Raw genomic sequence first — 17,765 nt, 5'->3', positions numbered from 1 at the left:
TCTGACAAACGCTTTCCAAGCCGTTGACGTTGAGACGATTCAACTATATGGTCACATCACTTTTCGCCCGAATTACGTCGGAACATCTAGGCAGGCACCATGAGTGGCTGGTCGATCAAGCTCTACAACGCAACAGATGAAGTCGTCTGGGCGATCAAACTGAACGCCCTGTGGATCGTGTTCACCCTGCTCGGCGGTGTCGCCCTGGGTATCGGGCCGGCCACGCTCGCAGCCTATTCACTGGCCAGACGCAGGTCATTCGGTGAATCGTTTCATGCATGGCCCGCTTTCCGCGTCGCCTACCGCCGTGAGTTCCGCCGCGGGTCCCTCGTCGTACTGCCGCTCGTCGCGGCTGCCGTCGTCCTGATCGGCAACTACCTGTTCTTCGCGTCGCTGGGCGCGGAGGCGTCACTCCCCCGGCTCGCCAGCCTGATCGCACTCGTCGCGCTCGGAGTGATCGCCGCCTACGTTCTCCCGCTGGCCGTGCACTACGACCTGCGGGTCCGCGAGCTGTTGCCCAAGGCCTCGTTGGTCGCGCTGGCGCGGCCGGCGTCGTCGCTGGTCCTGCTCTTCGTCGCGGTCTCCATCGCCTACGTGTCAGCGAAGTTCCCGGTGCTCGGGATCGTGCTGGCCGGCGGCGGGTGGATTCAGCTCAACACCTGGCTCTGCCTGCGCTTCTTCGCCGAGAACGAGGCGCGCCTGTACCTGAAAGGGAACCCATGACCATCTTCTCCCGAAGGCGTATCGCCGTTGCTGTCGCCGCCTCGACCGCACTGCTCGCCGCGGCCGCCTGTTCCGGCGGCGACGACGACCAAGGCGGTCAGGCCGCCAGCACAGAGCTCACCATGATGGCGCCGCTGTTCGGCACCGCGCCGGACCCGAGTGGCGAGCTACAGCAGGCCGTCGAGAAACTCGTCGGCAAGAAACTCAAGATCACCTGGGTGCCGAACGCCGAGTACGGCGACAAGTCGAACGTCACGCTCGCCTCGGACAAGATCCCCGACGTGATGGTGGCGAACGAGAAGAGCCCGTCGTTCGTCAAGGCCGCCGAGGCCGGCGCGTTCTGGGACCTGACCGGCAAGCTCGACAAGTACCCGAACCTCAAGCCGGCCAACGAGCAGACCGCGAAGAACTCGATGACGAACGGCAAGACCTACGGCATCTACCGGGTCCGGCCACTGCTGCGGTCCGGCATCGTGATCCGCAAGGACTGGCTGGCCAAGCTCGGCCTGAAGGAGCCGGAGTCCGTCGACGACCTCTACGCGATCGCGAAGGCGTTCACCGACCGCGACCCGGACGGCAACGGCAAGAAGGACACGTACGGCCTGATCATCCCGAAGTGGCCCGGCAACTACGCCAGTGCCAGCCCGTACGACGTGGTCGAGACCTGGTTCGGTGCTCCGAACGGATGGGGTGAGCGCGACGGCAAGCTCGTCCCCGGCTTCGACACCCCGGAGTTCCTGGCCGCGAACGAGTGGCTGCGCAAGTGGGTCAAGGAAGGCCTGGTCAACCCGGACTTCGCCACCCTGGACAGCGCCAACTGGAACGACCCGTTCGTCCAGGGCAAGGGCGGCATGATCATCGACGTCAACGTCCGCGCGACCCAGCTGCTCGACCTGTTCAAGGAGAAGAACCCGAAGGACTTCGACAAGGTCACCCTGGTCGGGAACCTGAAGGGTCCGGACGGCCAGAAGCACTCCTACCCCTTCACTGGCTACAACATGGTGATGGCGATCTCCAAGCAGCACACCCGGACCGACCAGCAGCTCGACCAGGTACTGCAGACGCTGGACAAGCTCGAGTCCAAGGAGGGCTCGATCCTGCTCACCAACGGGATCGAGGGCCGCAACTTCAAGGCCGACGGACAGTACGCCGTACCGATCAATCAGGACGACCCGAAGGTCAAGGCGATCCAGAACGACGTGGACAAGGGCTTCATCCAGCTCGGTACGCGCGCCTCCGTCGGACTCGGTGCGTATGCGCCCCGGCCGAACGATGCGGCCAGCCGGACGATGCGGGAGAAGTTCGACGTACTGATGAACGAGGACCTCAAGACCGCGGTCTTCAACCCGGCTCTCAGTGTGATCGCGCCGACCTCGGTGTCGAAGGGACAGACGCTCGACACGATCGTGCCGGACGCCCGGATCAAGTACCTGTCCGGGGCGATCACCGAGGACCAGCTGAAGGCGCAGATCAAGCGCTGGTACGACAGCGGCGGTACGCAGATCGCCCAGGAGACCAACGACCTGGCCGCCAAGGCCGGCGGCTGAGCGGCGGTCGATCGATGGCCACCGATCTGGTGCCGGGAGTGGTTCAGCCTGCCGCGGACGTCTCGCGGCAGGCACCACCTCCGAAGCGCAAGCGCCGGGCCCGGCCCGTGCCGCTGTGGCGGGACCTGCTCCGGTACCGCTGGCTGTACCTGTTGCTGCTGCCCGGCCTGGTGTACTTCGTCGTCTTCAAGTACCTGCCGATGTACGGCCTGACGATCGCGTTCAAGGACTACGTGCCGTTCCTGGGCTACTCGGGCAGCGAGTGGGTCGGGCTGAAGCACTTCCAGGAGTTGTTCACCGGCCCGGACTTCGGCCGGCTGATGTTCAACACACTGCTGCTCGCATTGTTGACAATCGTCTTTGTCTTCCCGGCGCCGATCGTGGTCGCGTTGATGCTGAACGAGCTCCGGGTCCGGGTGCTGAAGCGGTCCGTGCAGTCCTTGATCTACATCCCGCATTTCCTGTCCTGGACGATCGTCGCGTCGCTGACCTACCTGCTGTTCTCGGTGGACTTCGGCGTGATCGCGAACTGGATCCACAGCCTGATCGGCGGGCAGAAGACCGACTACGTCGCGCAGGCGGACTGGTTCCGGCCGCTGATCGTGCTGCAGTTGCTGTGGAAGCAGACCGGTTGGGGCACGATCATCTACCTGGCCGCGCTGGCCGGGGTGGACTCGCAGCTCTACGAGGCGGCCCGGGTGGACGGCGCCGGCCGGTGGCGGCAGTTCTGGCACATCACGTTGCCGGCGATCCGGCCGACGATCGTGGTGATGGCGATCCTGACGTCTGGCAACCTGATGGACTCCGGGTTCGAGCAGATCTGGCTGATGACCACCTCGCTGAACCGCGATGTCGCCAGCGTGTTCGACACCTTCGTCTACTACGTCGGCATCACGCAGGGTTCGTTCAGCTACGCGACCGCCGTCGGCCTGTTCAAGGGCGTCGTCGGGGTGGTGCTGATCCTCGGCTCCAACCTGCTGGCCAAGCGCCTCGGCCAGCGCGGCCTGTTCTGAGGAGGATGAGGATGCCGAACAAACAAACCGTCCGGTACTACGACTCACGCGGCAGCCGCGCCTTCGACGTACTGAACATCGTGCTGCTGAGCGGGCTCGCAATTGTCACCGTGCTACCGATGCTCTACGTGCTCGCGGGGTCGTTCGCGACCGAGTCGGAGATCAGCTCGAGGCCGTTCTTCCTGTGGCCGGAGAAGTTCGTCACCGACACGTACCAGTACATCTTCTCGACGGACACGTTCGTACGGGCGTTGCTGACCACGGTCTGTGTCACCGCGGTCGGCACCGTCGTGCAACTGCTGCTGACGTTGACGATGGCGTACCCATTGGCGAAACGGTTCCTGCCCGGGCGGGCGCTCGTACTGAATCTGGTCGTGTTCACGCTGGTGTTCAGTGGCGGGATGATCCCGACGTACCTGGTGGTGCGTGATCTGGGGCTGCTGGACAGCTATTGGGCGCTGATCCTGCCGCTGGCGATCAACCCGTTCTACCTGATCGTGGTGAAGAGCTTCTTCCAGGAGTTGCCGGAGGCACTCGAGGAGGCGGCCCGGATCGACGGCTGCAACGAGCTGAACGTGTTCCTGCGGATCGTGCTGCCGTTGTCGAAGCCGATCATCGCGACGTTCTCGCTGTTCTACGCGGTCGGGATCTGGAACGACTACATGTCGCCTTTGCTCTACATCGACGACAGCCACAAGTGGACCTTGCAGATGATCGTCCGCCAGCTCACCGCCGCGAACGCGGACTCGGCGAACGTACTGCAGCAACTCGAGACCGTGACCTTTCCGGAGCAGGGCCTGAAGTTCGCGGTCGTGGTGGTGGCGACGCTGCCGATCCTGTTCTTCTACCCGTTCCTGCAGAAGCATTTCGCCAAAGGTGTCCTGATCGGATCGGTGAAGGAATGACGACGGTGCAATGGCTGGAAACTCCTTGCCGGCAAGGAGTTTCGTGGGGTGTCCCCTGGGCTCGCGGGACGGTTGCCGAGGGCACGGAGTTCGCGTTGGCGGACGGTACGCCGGTGCAGAGCTGGACGACCGCGACCTGGCCGGACGGGTCGATCAAGTGGTCCGCCCACGCGATCGGTCCGGCCGAGCATCCGGAGTCGTCGTACGAACTCGTCGCCGGTGAGCCGGGTACGCCGAGCAAACCGGTCCGCGTAGAGCGGAGCGGGGAGGAGGTCCGGGTGTCTTCCGGCGAGGTCGTCTGGGTGCTGAAGGCGCCGGGATTGATTGCCTCGATCAACTACAGCGGGCAGGAGATCGTCCGGGACGTCCGGTTGGTCAGCCTCCGTCAGGACGCTCCGGACGAGGAGTTGAACCGCACCCGGCGGCAGACCACGGCGATTGTCGACAATCTCATTGTCGAGCAGGACGGGCCGGTGCGAGCCGTCGTCAGGCTGGACGGCAAGCACGGCGACTGGCTCCCGTTCTCCGTCCGGCTCTACTTCTACGCGGGTGCGACCGACGTACGGATCGTCCATTCCTTCATCTGGGACGGCGACCCAGACCGCGACTTCCTGGCCGGTCTGGGCCTCAGCGCCGATGTGGTGATGCGCGACGAGCCGCACAACCGCCACGTCCGCCTGGCCGGCCCGTCCGGCTTCCTGGCCGAGGCCGTCCGCGGTCTGACCGGCCTCCGCCGCGATCCAGGCGAGGACGTACGCCGTGCCCAGATAGCCGGCGAGGTGATCGAGGAGATCCCCAACTCCGAGGTGGCCGACCGCCTGAACCTCATCCCGCAGTGGAACGACTACACCCTCGACCAGAGCAGCGCAGACGGCTTCACCCTGCGCAAACGCACCGCCGAAGGACATGCGTGGGTCACGATCCCCGCAGGCACCAGAGCACCTGGCTACGGGTACGTCGGTGGCGTCAGCGGCGGACTCGGCTTCGGACTGCGTGACTTCTGGAAGCTGCACCCGACCCGCCTGGACATCCGCAACGCGGCCACAGACCTCGCCACCGCCACAGTGTGGATGTGGTCGCCCAGCGCGCCGGCCATGGACGTGCGCTACTGGCACGACGGCATGGACCAGGACACGTACGCCGAGCAACTCGAGGGACTCGAGGTCACCTACGAGGACTACGAACCGGGGTTCGGGAACGCTCACGGCATCGCCCGTACGCATGAACTGACGCTGCGGGTCCACGAGTCCACACCGTCGACTGACGAGCTCGCGGAGCACGCAGCGCTCCTCAACTCTCCCGGTCTGCTCGCGGTCGCCCCGGCTCGCCTGTTGGAGGCAGGCGTCTTCGGCACCTGGAACCTGCCCACGGCAGACCACCAGGACATCGAGGGACGGCTGAACTTCCTCTTCCAGTACTACGTCGGCCAGCGCGAGCAACGCCGGTGGTACGGGTTCTGGGACTACGGCGACGTCATGCACACCTACGACCGCGACCGGCACACCTGGCGGTACGACGTGGGTGGGTACGCGTGGGACAACTCCGAGCTCTCGCCGGACCTATGGCTCTGGTACCAGTACCTGCGGACCGGTCGGGCGGATGTGTTCCGGTTCGCCGAGGCGATGACGCGGCACACCGGTGAGGTCGACGTACACCATCTGGGCCGGTGGAAGGGCCTTGGTTCGCGGCACAACGTGCAGCACTGGGGTTGTAGCTGCAAGCAGGTCCGCATCTCTAGTGCGATCTACCGGCGCTTCTACTACTACCTGACCGCGGACGAGCGGACCGGCGACCTGCTGGACGAGCTGGCGACGATCGAGGAGGCGTTCCTCCGGGTCGATCCGCAGCGCAAGGTACGACCTGACGTCTACTCCCCCGACCCGCACGCGCTGTCGATCGAGCTCGGCGTGGACTGGGGTGCGGTCGCCGCGGCCTGGCTCACGCGGTGGGAACGGCACGGCGACGAGCGGGCTCGGGCTCGGTTGGTCGGAACGATGACCGACATCGCCGCACTGCACTACGGATTCCTGACCGGCAACGCTCGGCTGGATCTGTCTACCGGACGCTTCGACACCAGTCGGCAGTCCATTGCGGTCTCACACCTGTCCTCGCTCTTCGGACTGCCGGAAATTTGCTCGGAGCTCATCGACCTCGATCTCGACGCACCGGGGTTCGAGAAGGCGTGGCTGGACTACTGCCGGCTCTACCTGCTCTCGCCCGAAGAGCAGACCGCAGAGGTAGGCCAGCCGCTGCAGGGCATCTCACTCGTCCAGGCGCACAGCCGACTCGCCGCGTACGCCGCCGCCCGCACCGGCGACGCGGAACTGGCCCGGCTGGCCTGGCGCAAGTTCTTCCTCGACGAGGGCGATCAGCTCAACCGCAACGCCATGCAACGCGAGGCGGAGTGGAAGACGACTCACGTCGACGGCGGGCTGATGCCGGTCGACGAGGCCGCGTTCGTCAGCACCAACGGCGCGGCGCAGTACGCGCTCGCAGCGATCCAGAACCTGTCCCTGATCCCGGAACACCGACCTGATAGAGCCCGGACGCGATGAGCTGTCCCAGAAAGGAATGGAACGGCATGGAGGTCTCCCGACGCACCGTCCTAGCAGGTGCAGCCGCCATCCCAGCGGCGTCCCTGCTCGAGAACACCCGCGCCGCTGCAGCCGCAGCTCCTGAAGTGAGGCTCACCTGGTTGGAAGGCAAACCAAGCACTGCAGCTGTCACAACCTGGGGCACACCATGGCCCAAGGGCGCCGTACCCGCGAACCAATCCTTTGCCCTCAAGGCCGCCGACGGTACGCAGGTACCCCTGCAGAGTTGGCCGACTGCCTACTGGCCGGACGGCTCGCTCAAGTGGAGTGCGCACGCCATCGCGGTGGACGCACCCGCGGAGTCGTACACACTCGGCCCCGGAACCACCGCCGCGCCGGCCCAACCGGTGACGGTCAAGAACGAGAAGCTGTACGTCGACGTCGACACCGGCGTGATCAAGGCCCGGATCCGCAAGAGCGGCTCGGAGCTGATCAGCCACATCTGGCGTGGTGACGTGCTGATCGCCCGCAAGGGGCAGCTGGTCAATCTGAAGCAGGACAAGATCGCCGAGAACGAGGAAGGCGGCAGCGTCCGCGAACGCTACGAGAGTGACATCACCCGCGTCACGGTGGAGCAGGCGGGACCGGTGCGGGCCGTCGTACGGATCGAAGGCCGGCACAAGTCCCGGAAGGGCAAGACCTGGCTGCCGTTCTCGGTGCGCCTGTACTTCGTGGCCGGCGCCGAGAACGTGCGGATGGTGCACACGTTCGTCTACGACCGAGACGGGCAGAAGGACTACATCGCCGGGCTCGGTGTGCGGTTCCGCGTGCCGATGCGGGATGCGGCGTACGACCGGCATGTCAGGTTCGTCGGTGAAGGCCACGGGATGGTTTCCGAGGCGGTGAAGGGGATCACCGGGTTGCGACGGGATCCGGGTGCCGCCGTACGCGCTGCTCAGATCGCCGGGACCGAACTGCCTGATCCGGCGACGTGGGACCAGCGGGTGACGACGCGGCTGAAATGGATTCCCGAGTGGGGCGACTATTCGCTGAGCCAGCTGAACGCCGACGGTTTCACGGTGAAGAAGCGGACCAAGCCGGGGCGCGGCTGGATCTCGGTCGACCAGGGCAAGCAGGCGTCCGGGCTCGGGTACGTCGGCGGGGTGAGCGGTGGATTCGCCTTTGGATTAAGGGACTTCTGGCAACGTCACCCGACCCAGCTGGACATCCGAGGCGCCGCGACCGAGGAGGCCGAGGTCACCGTGTGGCTGTGGTCGCCGGAGGCCGGTGCGATGGATACGCGGTTCTACCACGACGGGATGGGCGAGGACACGTATCCGGAGCAGCTGGACGCGCTCGAGATCACCTATGAGGACTACGAGCCCGGTTTCGGTACGCCGTACGGAATCGCGCGGACGGCCGAGCTCACATTCTGGGCGCTTGCCGCGACGCCCACCGCGGCCCGGCTGGGTGATCTGGCCGACCAGGTGCGGACGCCACCGCAGCTCATCAACCCGGTCGACCAGCTCGTCTCGACGCGGGTGTTCGGCGGGCTCGTCACGCCGGTGGATCGGTCCGTGCCGGCGAAGCAGGCGATCGAGGATCACCTGGACTTCTTGTTCGACTATTACCGCGGTCAGGTCGAGTCACGGCACTGGTACGGGTTCTGGGACTACGGCGACATCATGCACACATTCGACGAGGACCGGCAGGTCTGGCGGTACGACGTGGGCGGGTACGCGTGGGACAACTCGGAGCTCTCGCCGGACCTGTGGCTCTGGTACGCGTTCCTGCGGTCCGGACGGGCGGACATCTTCCGGTTCGCCGAGGCGATGACGCGACACACTGGTGAGGTCGACGTCTACCACCTGGGACAGTGGGCCGGTCTGGGGACGAGGCACGGCGTACAGCATTGGGCGGACAGCGCGAAGCAGCAACGGATCAGTACGGCGATCTACCGGCGGTTCTACTACTACCTGACGGCTGACGAGCGTACGGGCGATCTGCTGTCGGAGCTGGTCGATTCCGACCGGACGTTCCTGGTGCTCGACCCACTCCGGAAGATCAGGACCGAGCCGTACGAGCCTGATCCACATGCGCTGGCCATCGGGCTCGGCACGGACTGGAGCGGGTTGGCTGCCGCGTGGTTGACCGAGTGGGAGCGTCACGGGCCCAAGGCGGACGTGGCGCACGCCAAGCTGATCGGGACGATGGAGACGATCGCCGCGATGCCGAACGGGTTCGTGACAGGTGGTGGTCTGTATGACCTGGACACGGGCCGGTTCGCGCCGGTGACCGAGAAGACGGTCAGTGTGTCGCATCTGAGCGCGATGTTCGGGCAGGTGGAGATCTGCGCCGAGATCATCGATCTGGTCGACATGCCGGCGTTCGAGGCCGCGTGGTTGCAGTACTGCCGCCTCTTCAACGCGACCCGCGCCGAGCAGACCGACGAGTGCGGCGCGTACTTCGGCAACCTCATCCTGCGCCAGGGACACTCGCGCCTGACCGCGTACGCCGCCGTACGCCTGAACCGGAACGACTTGGCCGCACGCGCCTGGAAGGAGTTCTACACCGGCGACGGCTACGCCCCGACCCTCCCGTGGTCGTCGGAACCGGTCACCACCACCCTCAACCCGACCCAGGCCGCCAAGTGGGTCTCGACCAACACCACAGCCCTCTACGGCCTGGCCGCCATCCAAACCCTGGCTCTGGTCGGCGACCAGATCGTCAACCCATGACAGAAGGGCGCGGGACCGGCGTGGTCCCGCGCCCTTCTGTTAGCCGGTGTCAGCCGACCTCGGCCATGATTTCGTCGGAGACGTCGAAGTTGGCGTAGACGTTCTGTACGTCGTCGCTGTCCTCGAGGGCGTCGATGAGGCGGAAGATCTTGCCCGCGCCGTCGGCGTCGAGCTCGACCGTCATCGACGGGACGAACTGGACGTCGGCCGAGTCGTAGTCGATGCCGGCGTCCTGCAGGGCGGTCCGGGCCGCGACCATGTCGGTGGCCTCGGTGACGACCTCCCAGGACTCGCCGAGGTCGTTCACCTCGTCGGCACCCGCCTCGAGGACGGCCTCCATCACGTCGTCCTCGGACAGCGACTTCCCGTCCTGCTCCTTGGCGACCACGATGACGCCCTTGCGGTTGAACATGTAGGCGACCGAGTTCGGGTCGGCGAGCGAACCGCCGTTGCGGGTCATCGCCGTCCGAACGTCCGCCGCCGCGCGGTTGCGGTTGTCGGTGAGGCACTCGACCAGCATCGCCACGCCGTTCGGGCCGTAGCCCTCGTACATGATGGTCTGGTACTCGGCGCCGCCGGCTTCCGCACCGGATCCACGCTTGACCGCGCGGTCGATGTTGTCGTTCGGGACCGAGGTCTTCTTCGCCTTCTGGATGGCGTCGTACAGGGTCGGGTTCCCGCCAGGGTCGCCACCGCCCATCCGGGCGGCCACCTCGATGTTCTTGATCAGCTTCGCGAAGAGCTTGCCGCGCCTCGCGTCGATGACGGCCTTCTTGTGCTTCGTGGTGGCCCATTTGGAGTGGCCTGACATGGCGAACCCAACCCTTCCTACCGCTGCTTCTGACTCAGAGCCCGCGAACCAGTTCGGCGAAGTAGCCGTGCAGCCTGGCGTCCCCGGTCATCTCCGGATGGAACGACGTGGCCAGCAACCGATCGTGGCGAACCGCGACGATCCTACCCGCGGCGGGGCCCGAGCTCACCGTCGAGAGTACCTCGACGTCGTGGCCGACCCGCTCCACCCACGGTGCCCGGATGAACACAGCGTGGTACGGCGTGTCGAATCCCGCTCCCAGACCCGGGAAATCCAGGTCCGCCTCGAACGAATCCACCTGCCGCCCGAACGCGTTCCGCCGTACCGTCACGTCGAGCCCACCGAGCGTCTCCTGGTCCTCGATCCCGCCGGTGATCCGATTCGCGAGCATGATCATCCCGGCGCAGGTCCCGAACGCCGGCATCCCGTCCGCGAGCCGCTTCTGCAGCGGCTCGAACAGCTCGAACGACCGCGCCAGCTTGTACATCGTGGTGGACTCACCACCCGGCAGGACCATCGCGTCGACCTGCTCCAGCTCGGCAGGCCGCCGTACGGCCCGACCCTCGACGCCGACCGCCGCCAGCATCGCGAGGTGCTCGCGGACGTTGCCTTGCAGCGCGAACACCCCGATGACGGTCACAGCGTCACCCTTCGCTGCCAGCTGAGCGTGACCTCGATCCGGCCTTCGTCGAAGACGGCCGGGAGATCGCTCTCGTTCAGCAACGTGAGCACGTCCTCGAGCAGAGGCTCGCCGGGTGCCACGTTGGCGGTGTCGGGGTGCCAGAGCTTGAGCTCCAACATCCCGAAGTCGACCGCGTGCCAGACATCGGTGTCGGTGAAGAACACCAGTCCCTTGGGGTCCTCGGCCGCCTCGAGCGCCTGCTTGGCGGCGTGGTGGTCCGACGTGTACCGGACCACCACCACACCCAGCTTCTCGAGCTCCGCGAGTACGGCGTCCAGACGGTCCGAATCCGTGCTCTCCGGCCACCCGGCCGCGTCGGCGTCGAGGTCGATGACCGCCTCTCCGATGAGCAGCGGGACCAGGGCGGACGCGTCCATGGCGGGCGCGTCCTCCCGGACAGCCTCGGTCAGGGCGGCCGTGACGGCCGCGTGGTCGGCGTACCCGGACCGCACCAGGACGCGGGCCAGGCCACGCAGCTCCCGGGCGGTCCGTTCGTCCACCGACTGCAGGTTGCTAATCACCTGCCCAGGCTACTTGACGCCTCCGGCAGTGACGGAGACCTGCAACTGGCGCTGGAAGATGATGTAGACGACCAGAACCGGCGCCACCGTGATCACCACGGCCGCGAACAGCGCACCGAAGTCCACCGCATAGCCGGCCTGCGACGCGAACGAGGCCATGCCCTGCGAGAGCACGTAGTTCTTCGAGTCGGTGTTCAGGGCGACCGGGAGCAGGAACTGGTTCCACAACCCGAGGAAGTTGAAGATGGCAACCGACGCCATCCCCGGGCGCGCCATCGGCAACATCACCGAGAAGAACGTGCGCCACTCCCCTGCCCCGTCGATCTGCGCCGCCTCGTAGATCTCGCCCGGCAGCGCCTTGAAGAAGCTGTGCAGGAAGAAGACGGTGAACGGCAGCGCGAACGCGACGTACGTGACGATGAGCCCTGGCAGCGTGTTCAGCAGCGAGAGGTTCTTCAGTACGAAGAACAGCGGCACGATCGCCAGGAAGACCGGGAAGGTCAGTCCGGCCAGCATGGAGTAGTAGATCGCCCGGTTGCCCGGGAACGTGAACCTGGCCAGCACGTAGGCGCACATGGCGCCGAGGATCATCACCAGCACCAGTGCGGCGCCGACGACGATCACGGTGTTCGCGAAGTAGCGACCGATGCCGGCCGTCGTCCAGGCGTTGGAGTAGTTCTCGAACCGCAGCTTGTGCGGCAGCGTCAGCGGGTTGCCCAGGACCTCCTGCGTCGACTTGAACGAGGACAGCAGCGTCCACACCAGCGGCAGGATCACCAGCAGCGACCACAGGATCAGCGCGACGTGGGCGGTGGCGGCCACACCCCTGCCCTCCCGGGCCCGCTGGCCGGGCACGCGGGACCCGGCCACGACGTCGGCCCGGTCGGCGGTGGTTGTCGTCATCGGCGTACCTTCACTTTCGGCTCACGTCCGCCGGTCAGCGCGTTCACTGTGAAGACCAGGAGCGCGAACAGCATCGTCACCGCGGCCAGGATCACGCCCATGGCGGTCGAGTAACCGAACTGCCCCTTGGTGAAGGCCGTGGTGAACAGTTGCTGGGGCATGACCAGCGTCGAGTTCTGCGGCCCGCCGCCGGGGTTCAGCGCCTGCATGTAGACGAAGGCGTCGAGCGCGGCGATGCCGAGATAGATGTACGCCGTCTGCACGTTGTCGCGGATCAGCGGCACCGTCAGCGAGATCGCGGTCCGGAACCGGCCGGCGCCGTCGATCCGGGCCGCCTCGAACACCTCGGGGTCGATGCCCCGGATGGCGGCGATGAACAGCACCATGTAGAAGCCGACGAAGCCCCAGATCATCACGAACATCGAGGCCGGCATCGCGGTCCGCGCGTCGCCGAGCCACGCGTAGTTCTCGAACCCGTGCAGCCCGATCTTCGACAGCACCGCGTCCAGGATGCCCGAGCCGGGCGTGAACACCTGGGCCCAGATCAGGCCGATCACGATCGCGGGGATCACGTACGGGAAGAACGAGACGATCCGGTAGAACCCGGAGTTGCGCAGTCCGCGGACGGTGCCCGTACCCGAGCCGCCGATCGTCACCAGCGTGGCCAGCGTCAGCGCCAGCACGATCGTCACGATCGGTACGACGATCGCGAGCAGGACGTTGTTGCGCACGGCCTTCAGGAAGATGTCGTCGTGGAACAGCCTGACGTAGTTGTCGAAGCCGACGAAGTTCTGTCCCGCGCTGAACCCGGACCAGTCGGTCAGCGAGTAGTACAGCGCCTGCACGAACGGGGAGACCACGAAGATCACGAAGACCGCCAGCGGCAGGCCGAGGAACACGACCATGAAGCTGACCCGGTCGAAGGTCAGCGGCCGGCGCCGCCGGGGGGCGGACCGCTTGGATCCGCCCCCCGGCGCCACAGATTGCGTCACGGTCACTTCGTGACCGGGATCTTCTTGACGGAGCTGTCGTTACGCACCTTGTCGGTGATCTGCTGCAGGCCCTTGGTCAGGCCGGCCGCGTCGAGCTGGCCGGACAGGAACGAGTTCCAGACCACCAGCTGGTCGGTGTTCATGCCGTACAGGGTGAAGACCTGGTAGTCGAAGATGTTCGTGCCGGCCGCGTCCAGCATCGCGGTCTGCGACTGCAGCGCGGTCGAACCGAAACCGTCCGCGGGCACCAGACCCTTGACGATCGTCGGCGCCAGCCGGGTCTTGGCGAAGTTGGTCGCCGCCTCCTTGGACAGCATCGCCCGGAGCAGCTCCTTGCCGCCGGCAACGTTCTTGCCCTTGGCCGGGACGATGAACGGCTCGCCGGCCGCGCTGCGCAGCGACGCGTACGGCAGCTTCGGGCTGTCGGTGAGCGTCGGCTCCGGGATGCCCTTCATCTTGAAGTCCGCCTTGGTGGCCTTCTTCATCTCGTTCTCGATCCACGAGCCCGAGGGGTAGAGGATGGCCTGCTGGTCGTTGCTCCACTTGGCCTGCGCGGCGGTGAACTGGGTGCCGGCACCACCGGGGACGAAGTAGCCCTGCTTGACCATCGTCTCCATGGCCTTGAAGACGCCCTGGATCTGCGGCATCGACCAGACGTTCTCCTTCAGGTTCTCCAGCCCCAGCCGAACCTCGTCGCCACCCTCCTTGATCGCGGAGTCGACGGCCAGGGTGTGGTAGTAGGTCGCGGCTTCCTTGCCCCAGACGAAGAGGTACTTGCCCTTGGCCTTGGCCTTGGCACCGAGGTCGAGCAGCGCGTCGTACGTCTTCGGCGGCTCCCAGCCGTTCTCCTGGAACAGGCTCTCGGAGTACCACAGGCCGTAGAGGGTGAGCACGTAGTTCATCGCGACGAACTTGCCGTCGTACGTACCGGGGTTCTTGGCACCCGGGTACAGCGTGTCGGCGATCTTCGTGCCCTCGTAGTTGTTGGCCTCGAAGACGTCGTCCAGCGTGGACAGGCTGTCCAGGATCGTGTTGAAGCCGATCTGGTTCGCGCCGGAGTTGTCGATCAGGTCCGGCGGGTTGCCGCCGACGAAGCGCGGCTGCAACTGCTGGGCGATCTGGGTGGACGGGGACACCTTGACCGTCGAGCCCGACTGCTTCTGCTGAACGATGTTGGCCGCGAACGTCACGTAGTCGAAGCCGTAGCCACCGTTGAAGATGACCGCGTCGACGCTCGACTTCTCCGCCATACCGAACGGGTTGTCGGCACTCTTGTCCCCGCCCTGCTGGGACGTGTTGCTGTCGTCGCCACTGGCTGCGCAGCTGGCGAGCGCGCCACCGAGGGGAAGCACCGCGGCGGCCGCCAGGCTCCCCCGAAGGAGACTCCGTCGTCCGATCTTGCTGGTCTCGCTCATGTGGTCCTGCCTCTTCTCACTAGATTCCCGACGGTGCTGATCACACCTGCCCCTTGTGGTGAGCGTCCCCCGTTCCGCAGCCAGCCAGCGCTCGTCGCAGCTCGTTGCCTACGTTCCAGCCGCACGATATTGGCCGCAGGGCGCACCACGACGCACTGCTGCTCGAGGTGATTACGCATTGTCTTGACTAAAGTCGTTCGACGTCAAGCCTGGCGACGGCGAGTCCCGGACCCAACAACCGGCGGCCGACCTGCCTGAACGACTTCTGCAAAGCACGCCCCCACGCTCGCCGCCCTGCACCAGCACCGCGACCGACGCGCCCGATCCGATCCCATTTCGTGACCTCGATGTGTCCGACCGGGCACGTCAGCGAGGTTTCAGCCGCTTGGTCGGGACGGCGGTGAGTGGATCTTCGGGCCACGGATGGCGCGGGTAGCGGGCTCGCAGGTCGGCCCGGACCTGGGGATAACCCTGCTTCCAGAACGATGCGAGGTCGCTCGTGATCGCGACCGGACGTCGTGCGGGCGACAGGAGATGCAGAACGACCGGGACACGGCCGTCCGCGACCGCTGGGGTGGCAGTCCAGCCGAACACCTCCTGCAGCTTGACTGCGAGGACCGGCGGCTCGACACCGTCGTACGCGAGTCGCACTTCGGAACCTGAGGGGACCCGGAGCCGTTCCGGTGCGAGTTCGCCGAACCGGGTCGCCGCGGGCCATGGCAGGAGTCGCCGGAGCGCCGACGCCACGTCGATGTGAGAAAGATCGCGAGAGCCTCGGACCGAGGCGAGCTCGGGCCCCAGCCATTCGTCGAGACCGGCCAGCAGTGCTTGGTCGTCGACCGCGGGCCACGGGGCTCCGAGGTGGGCGTGGCAGAACGCGAGCCGCTCCCGCAAGGCGAGTGCGGCCTCGGACCAGCGCAGTACGGACAGACCGCTGCGCCGGATCCCGTCACGAACGGCCGCTTGGACGAGCAGCCGGTCGGGTTTTGCCAGCGGGACGTCGTTGAGCACGATCGCGCCGAGGGCCTCGACGCGTCGAGTCACGATCCGGCCGTCGTCCCAGCGGATCTGGTCGGTGGTCGAGACGAGGTCGCCGGCGATGTCGCGCGCGGTCTGCTCATCGATCGGCGCCGCGGAACGGATCCTGGCGTCGGCGCGACCGGGAGCCCGGTCGGCGACCGCGATCGCCAGCCAGGTCGTGGTCCGCAACGGCGACTGCGGATCCAGCGCAGCACCCGTACCACCAGACATCTGGTACGTCGCGGAGTCCGCCGACCGGATCCGAGCGATCCGATCCGGGTACGCCAGACCCACGACGATCCCCGCCGCAAGATCGTCCGGTACGACGTGCGTCCCGCGACCGGTCGCCCCACCAACCGCCGGCCGCATTCCATCCCCGCCCGACGGGTCGCCGGTCGTCGTACCCCGGCCCGACGGTTCGCCGGTCGTCGTACCCCGGCCCGACGGGTTGCTGGTCGTCGTACCTCGGCCTAGGCGCTTTGTCTCCTCGCGCCAGCGGGCCGTGGCTCCGCGGTCGTCGCCGCGACGGAGAGCTCGCCAGCGTGCCGGGAGATCGTCGCCGAAGTCTCGGCCGGAGTCGTCGGAGAGCAGCGCGACGACCTCACGGGCCCGGTCGGCGCCGACTCGCGGCGTACCGTCCAGCAAGGCACGAGCCAACCGGGGATGCGCCCCGATCGCCGCCATCCGCCGGCCCCGCTCGGTGATCCGGCCGCCGTCGTCGACGGCATCGAGGCGGCGCAGTAGTTCGGTGGCAGCGGTCATCGCCACCGCGGGCGGCGCCTCGAGCAGGGTCAGACCGTCACCGGCCGGCGCACCCCACGCCGCGAGGTCGAGGGCGAAGGTGGCCAGATCGGCGATCGCGATCTCCGGCGCCGGATGATCGTCGAGATGCGAGTGGTCGGTGGCAGACCAGCACCGATAGACCCGGCCAGGCGCCTCTCGCCCGGCGCGGCCCGCTCGCTGGTCGGCCGACGACTTCGAAACCCGGCAGGTGACCAAGGCACCGAGGCCACGGGATTGATCGGTCCGCGGCTCCCGGGCAAGGCCCGAGTCGACCACCACCCTGACCCCGGGCACAGTCAGCGAACTCTCCGCGACCGACGTCGTGACCACGATCCGGCGAGTCGTGGCCGATGCCAGCGCGCGGTCCTGTTCAGCCCTGGACTGGCGACCGAACAACGGCAGGACGTTCTGATCGGCCAACCGGCGCGTCACACCGTTGATCTCGGCCTCCCCCGGGACGAACACGAGGATGTCGCCGTCGTTCTCGGTCAGAGCACGCCGTACGACGGCCGCGACGTGATCCAGCAGGCGTGGGTCGACCCGCCCACCGGGAAGCAGCGGCACGGGGACCGGCGGTGGGGCCCACTCGATCGCCACGTCGAACAGCGCAGCGGTCGCGGTGATCACGGGCGCCATGCTTAAGGCCTGACTCAGCCTGATCGTGTCCGGCGTGGCCGAGGTCGCGACGATCGCCAGGTCGTCCCTCAGATTCGCGCGGATGTCGACGCAGAACGCGAGCAGCAGATCGGCATCGAGGTGCCGCTCGTGGCACTCGTCGATCACAATCGCGGTGACACCGGGCAGCTCCGGGTTCTGCTGCAGACGCCGTACGAGCAGGCCTGTCGTCACGACCTCGACACGGAGTCCTTTGCCGCCGCTGCGTTCACCGCGCATCGCATAGCCGATGCGCTGCCCGAGCGGTTCGCCCACCAGCATCGCCAGCCGGGTCGCGGCCGCACGGGTCGCCATCCTTCGCGGCTCGGCGACGATGATCGTGCCCCCGAGCGCGTCACCCAGCGCGAGCGGCAACAGCGAGGTCTTGCCGGATCCGGGTGGCGCGACCAATACCGCCGTACCGTGCGAACGCACCGCGTCGACCGTGGCAGGCAGAGCCGCCCGGACAGGCAGATCCGCCCCCGGCACCGACGATTCAGGCAGCAACACGCCCCGACGCTAAC

The 17,765-nt window shown here is 66.8% G+C and carries 13 protein-coding genes; 6 read left to right on the top strand and 7 right to left on the bottom strand.

The window, feature by feature from the left end:
• The first annotated feature begins 99 nt into the window (after positions 1–99).
• From AB0L70_RS33920 to AB0L70_RS33895, 6 genes are read left to right on the top strand one after another with little or no spacing between them, the layout of a single operon-like run.
• Entirely contained in the window at positions 100–723 is a 624-nt protein-coding gene (locus tag AB0L70_RS33920) for a DUF624 domain-containing protein (RefSeq protein ID WP_363690884.1), read from the top strand.
• The gene (locus tag AB0L70_RS33915) at positions 720–2,270 is read left to right on the top strand and encodes an extracellular solute-binding protein (RefSeq protein WP_363690883.1); all 1,551 of its coding nucleotides are present in this window, start codon (positions 720–722) and stop codon (positions 2,268–2,270) included. Before AB0L70_RS33920 ends, AB0L70_RS33915 begins: the two co-directional genes overlap by 4 nt.
• Before the next feature lie 14 nt (positions 2,271–2,284).
• On the top strand, positions 2,285–3,283 hold the full coding sequence (locus tag AB0L70_RS33910; RefSeq protein WP_363690882.1) for an ABC transporter permease subunit: 999 nt from the start codon (positions 2,285–2,287) through the stop codon (positions 3,281–3,283).
• 11 nt (positions 3,284–3,294) lie between these two features.
• Entirely contained in the window at positions 3,295–4,188 is an 894-nt protein-coding gene (locus AB0L70_RS33905; RefSeq protein WP_363690881.1) for a carbohydrate ABC transporter permease, read from the top strand.
• Complete coding sequence (locus AB0L70_RS33900; protein WP_363690880.1) at positions 4,185–6,743, top strand: Tat pathway signal sequence domain protein; 2,559 nt, start codon at positions 4,185–4,187, stop codon at positions 6,741–6,743. Before AB0L70_RS33905 ends, AB0L70_RS33900 begins: the two co-directional genes overlap by 4 nt.
• 26 nt (positions 6,744–6,769) lie before the next feature.
• Positions 6,770–9,460 (top strand): Tat pathway signal sequence domain protein, encoded by a 2,691-nt coding sequence (locus tag AB0L70_RS33895; protein WP_363690879.1) that lies wholly within the window; start codon positions 6,770–6,772, stop codon positions 9,458–9,460.
• A gap of 49 nt (positions 9,461–9,509) precedes the next feature.
• Here the strand turns inward: AB0L70_RS33895 and AB0L70_RS33890 are convergent, their stop codons facing one another.
• The 7 genes from AB0L70_RS33890 to AB0L70_RS33860 all read right to left on the bottom strand — a co-directional run bounded on the left by AB0L70_RS33890 (position 9,510) and on the right by AB0L70_RS33860 (position 17,751).
• A complete protein-coding gene (locus AB0L70_RS33890; RefSeq protein ID WP_327635802.1) occupies positions 9,510–10,271 on the bottom strand; it encodes a YebC/PmpR family DNA-binding transcriptional regulator in 762 nt (253 codons plus the stop codon).
• A gap of 34 nt (positions 10,272–10,305) precedes the next feature.
• Complete coding sequence (gene pdxT, locus AB0L70_RS33885; protein WP_363690878.1) at positions 10,306–10,911, bottom strand: pyridoxal 5'-phosphate synthase glutaminase subunit PdxT; 606 nt, start codon at positions 10,909–10,911, stop codon at positions 10,306–10,308.
• Positions 10,908–11,474, bottom strand: coding sequence for a hypothetical protein (locus AB0L70_RS33880; protein WP_363690877.1), 567 nt, complete (start codon positions 11,472–11,474; stop codon positions 10,908–10,910). The genes pdxT and AB0L70_RS33880 overlap by 4 nt, the downstream gene beginning before the upstream one ends.
• Positions 11,475–11,483: 9 nt before the next feature.
• Positions 11,484–12,377, bottom strand: a complete 894-nt coding sequence (locus AB0L70_RS33875; RefSeq protein WP_363690876.1) for a carbohydrate ABC transporter permease — start codon at positions 12,375–12,377, stop codon at positions 11,484–11,486.
• Complete coding sequence (locus tag AB0L70_RS33870) at positions 12,374–13,369, bottom strand: sugar ABC transporter permease (RefSeq protein WP_363690875.1); 996 nt, start codon at positions 13,367–13,369, stop codon at positions 12,374–12,376. Before AB0L70_RS33870 ends, AB0L70_RS33875 begins: the two co-directional genes overlap by 4 nt.
• A 2-nt stretch (positions 13,370–13,371) precedes the next feature.
• The gene (ngcE, locus tag AB0L70_RS33865) at positions 13,372–14,784 is read right to left on the bottom strand and encodes an N-acetylglucosamine/diacetylchitobiose ABC transporter substrate-binding protein (protein WP_363690874.1); all 1,413 of its coding nucleotides are present in this window, start codon (positions 14,782–14,784) and stop codon (positions 13,372–13,374) included.
• Positions 14,785–15,150: 366 nt separating this feature from the next.
• Complete coding sequence (locus AB0L70_RS33860) at positions 15,151–17,751, bottom strand: ATP-dependent helicase C-terminal domain-containing protein (RefSeq protein WP_363690873.1); 2,601 nt, start codon at positions 17,749–17,751, stop codon at positions 15,151–15,153.
• Positions 17,752–17,765: the final 14 nt, after the last annotated feature.

It is taken from the genome of Kribbella sp. NPDC051952, from assembly GCF_040680855.1.
GTDB lineage: Bacteria > Actinomycetota > Actinomycetes > Propionibacteriales > Kribbellaceae > Kribbella.
The sequence above is the reverse complement of the archived record's forward strand: the minus strand, read 5'-3'. Positions and strand labels throughout refer to the sequence as shown.

Bases quoted from the DNA above. Each gene is read 5' to 3' on its own strand.
- AB0L70_RS33890 (WP_327635802.1), bottom strand. From the start codon at position 10,271: ATGTCAGGCCACTCCAAATGGGCCACCACGAAGCACAAGAAGGCCGTC.
- AB0L70_RS33895 (WP_363690879.1), top strand. From the start codon at position 6,770: ATGGAGGTCTCCCGACGCACCGTCCTAGCAGGTGCAGCCGCCATCCCA.
- AB0L70_RS33875 (WP_363690876.1), bottom strand. From the start codon at position 12,377: ATGACGACAACCACCGCCGACCGGGCCGACGTCGTGGCCGGGTCCCGC.
- AB0L70_RS33920 (WP_363690884.1), top strand. From the start codon at position 100: ATGAGTGGCTGGTCGATCAAGCTCTACAACGCAACAGATGAAGTCGTC.
- ngcE (WP_363690874.1), bottom strand. From the start codon at position 14,784: ATGAGCGAGACCAGCAAGATCGGACGACGGAGTCTCCTTCGGGGGAGC.
- AB0L70_RS33910 (WP_363690882.1), top strand. From the start codon at position 2,285: ATGGCCACCGATCTGGTGCCGGGAGTGGTTCAGCCTGCCGCGGACGTC.
- AB0L70_RS33900 (WP_363690880.1), top strand. From the start codon at position 4,185: ATGACGACGGTGCAATGGCTGGAAACTCCTTGCCGGCAAGGAGTTTCG.
- AB0L70_RS33915 (WP_363690883.1), top strand. From the start codon at position 720: ATGACCATCTTCTCCCGAAGGCGTATCGCCGTTGCTGTCGCCGCCTCG.
- AB0L70_RS33905 (WP_363690881.1), top strand. From the start codon at position 3,295: ATGCCGAACAAACAAACCGTCCGGTACTACGACTCACGCGGCAGCCGC.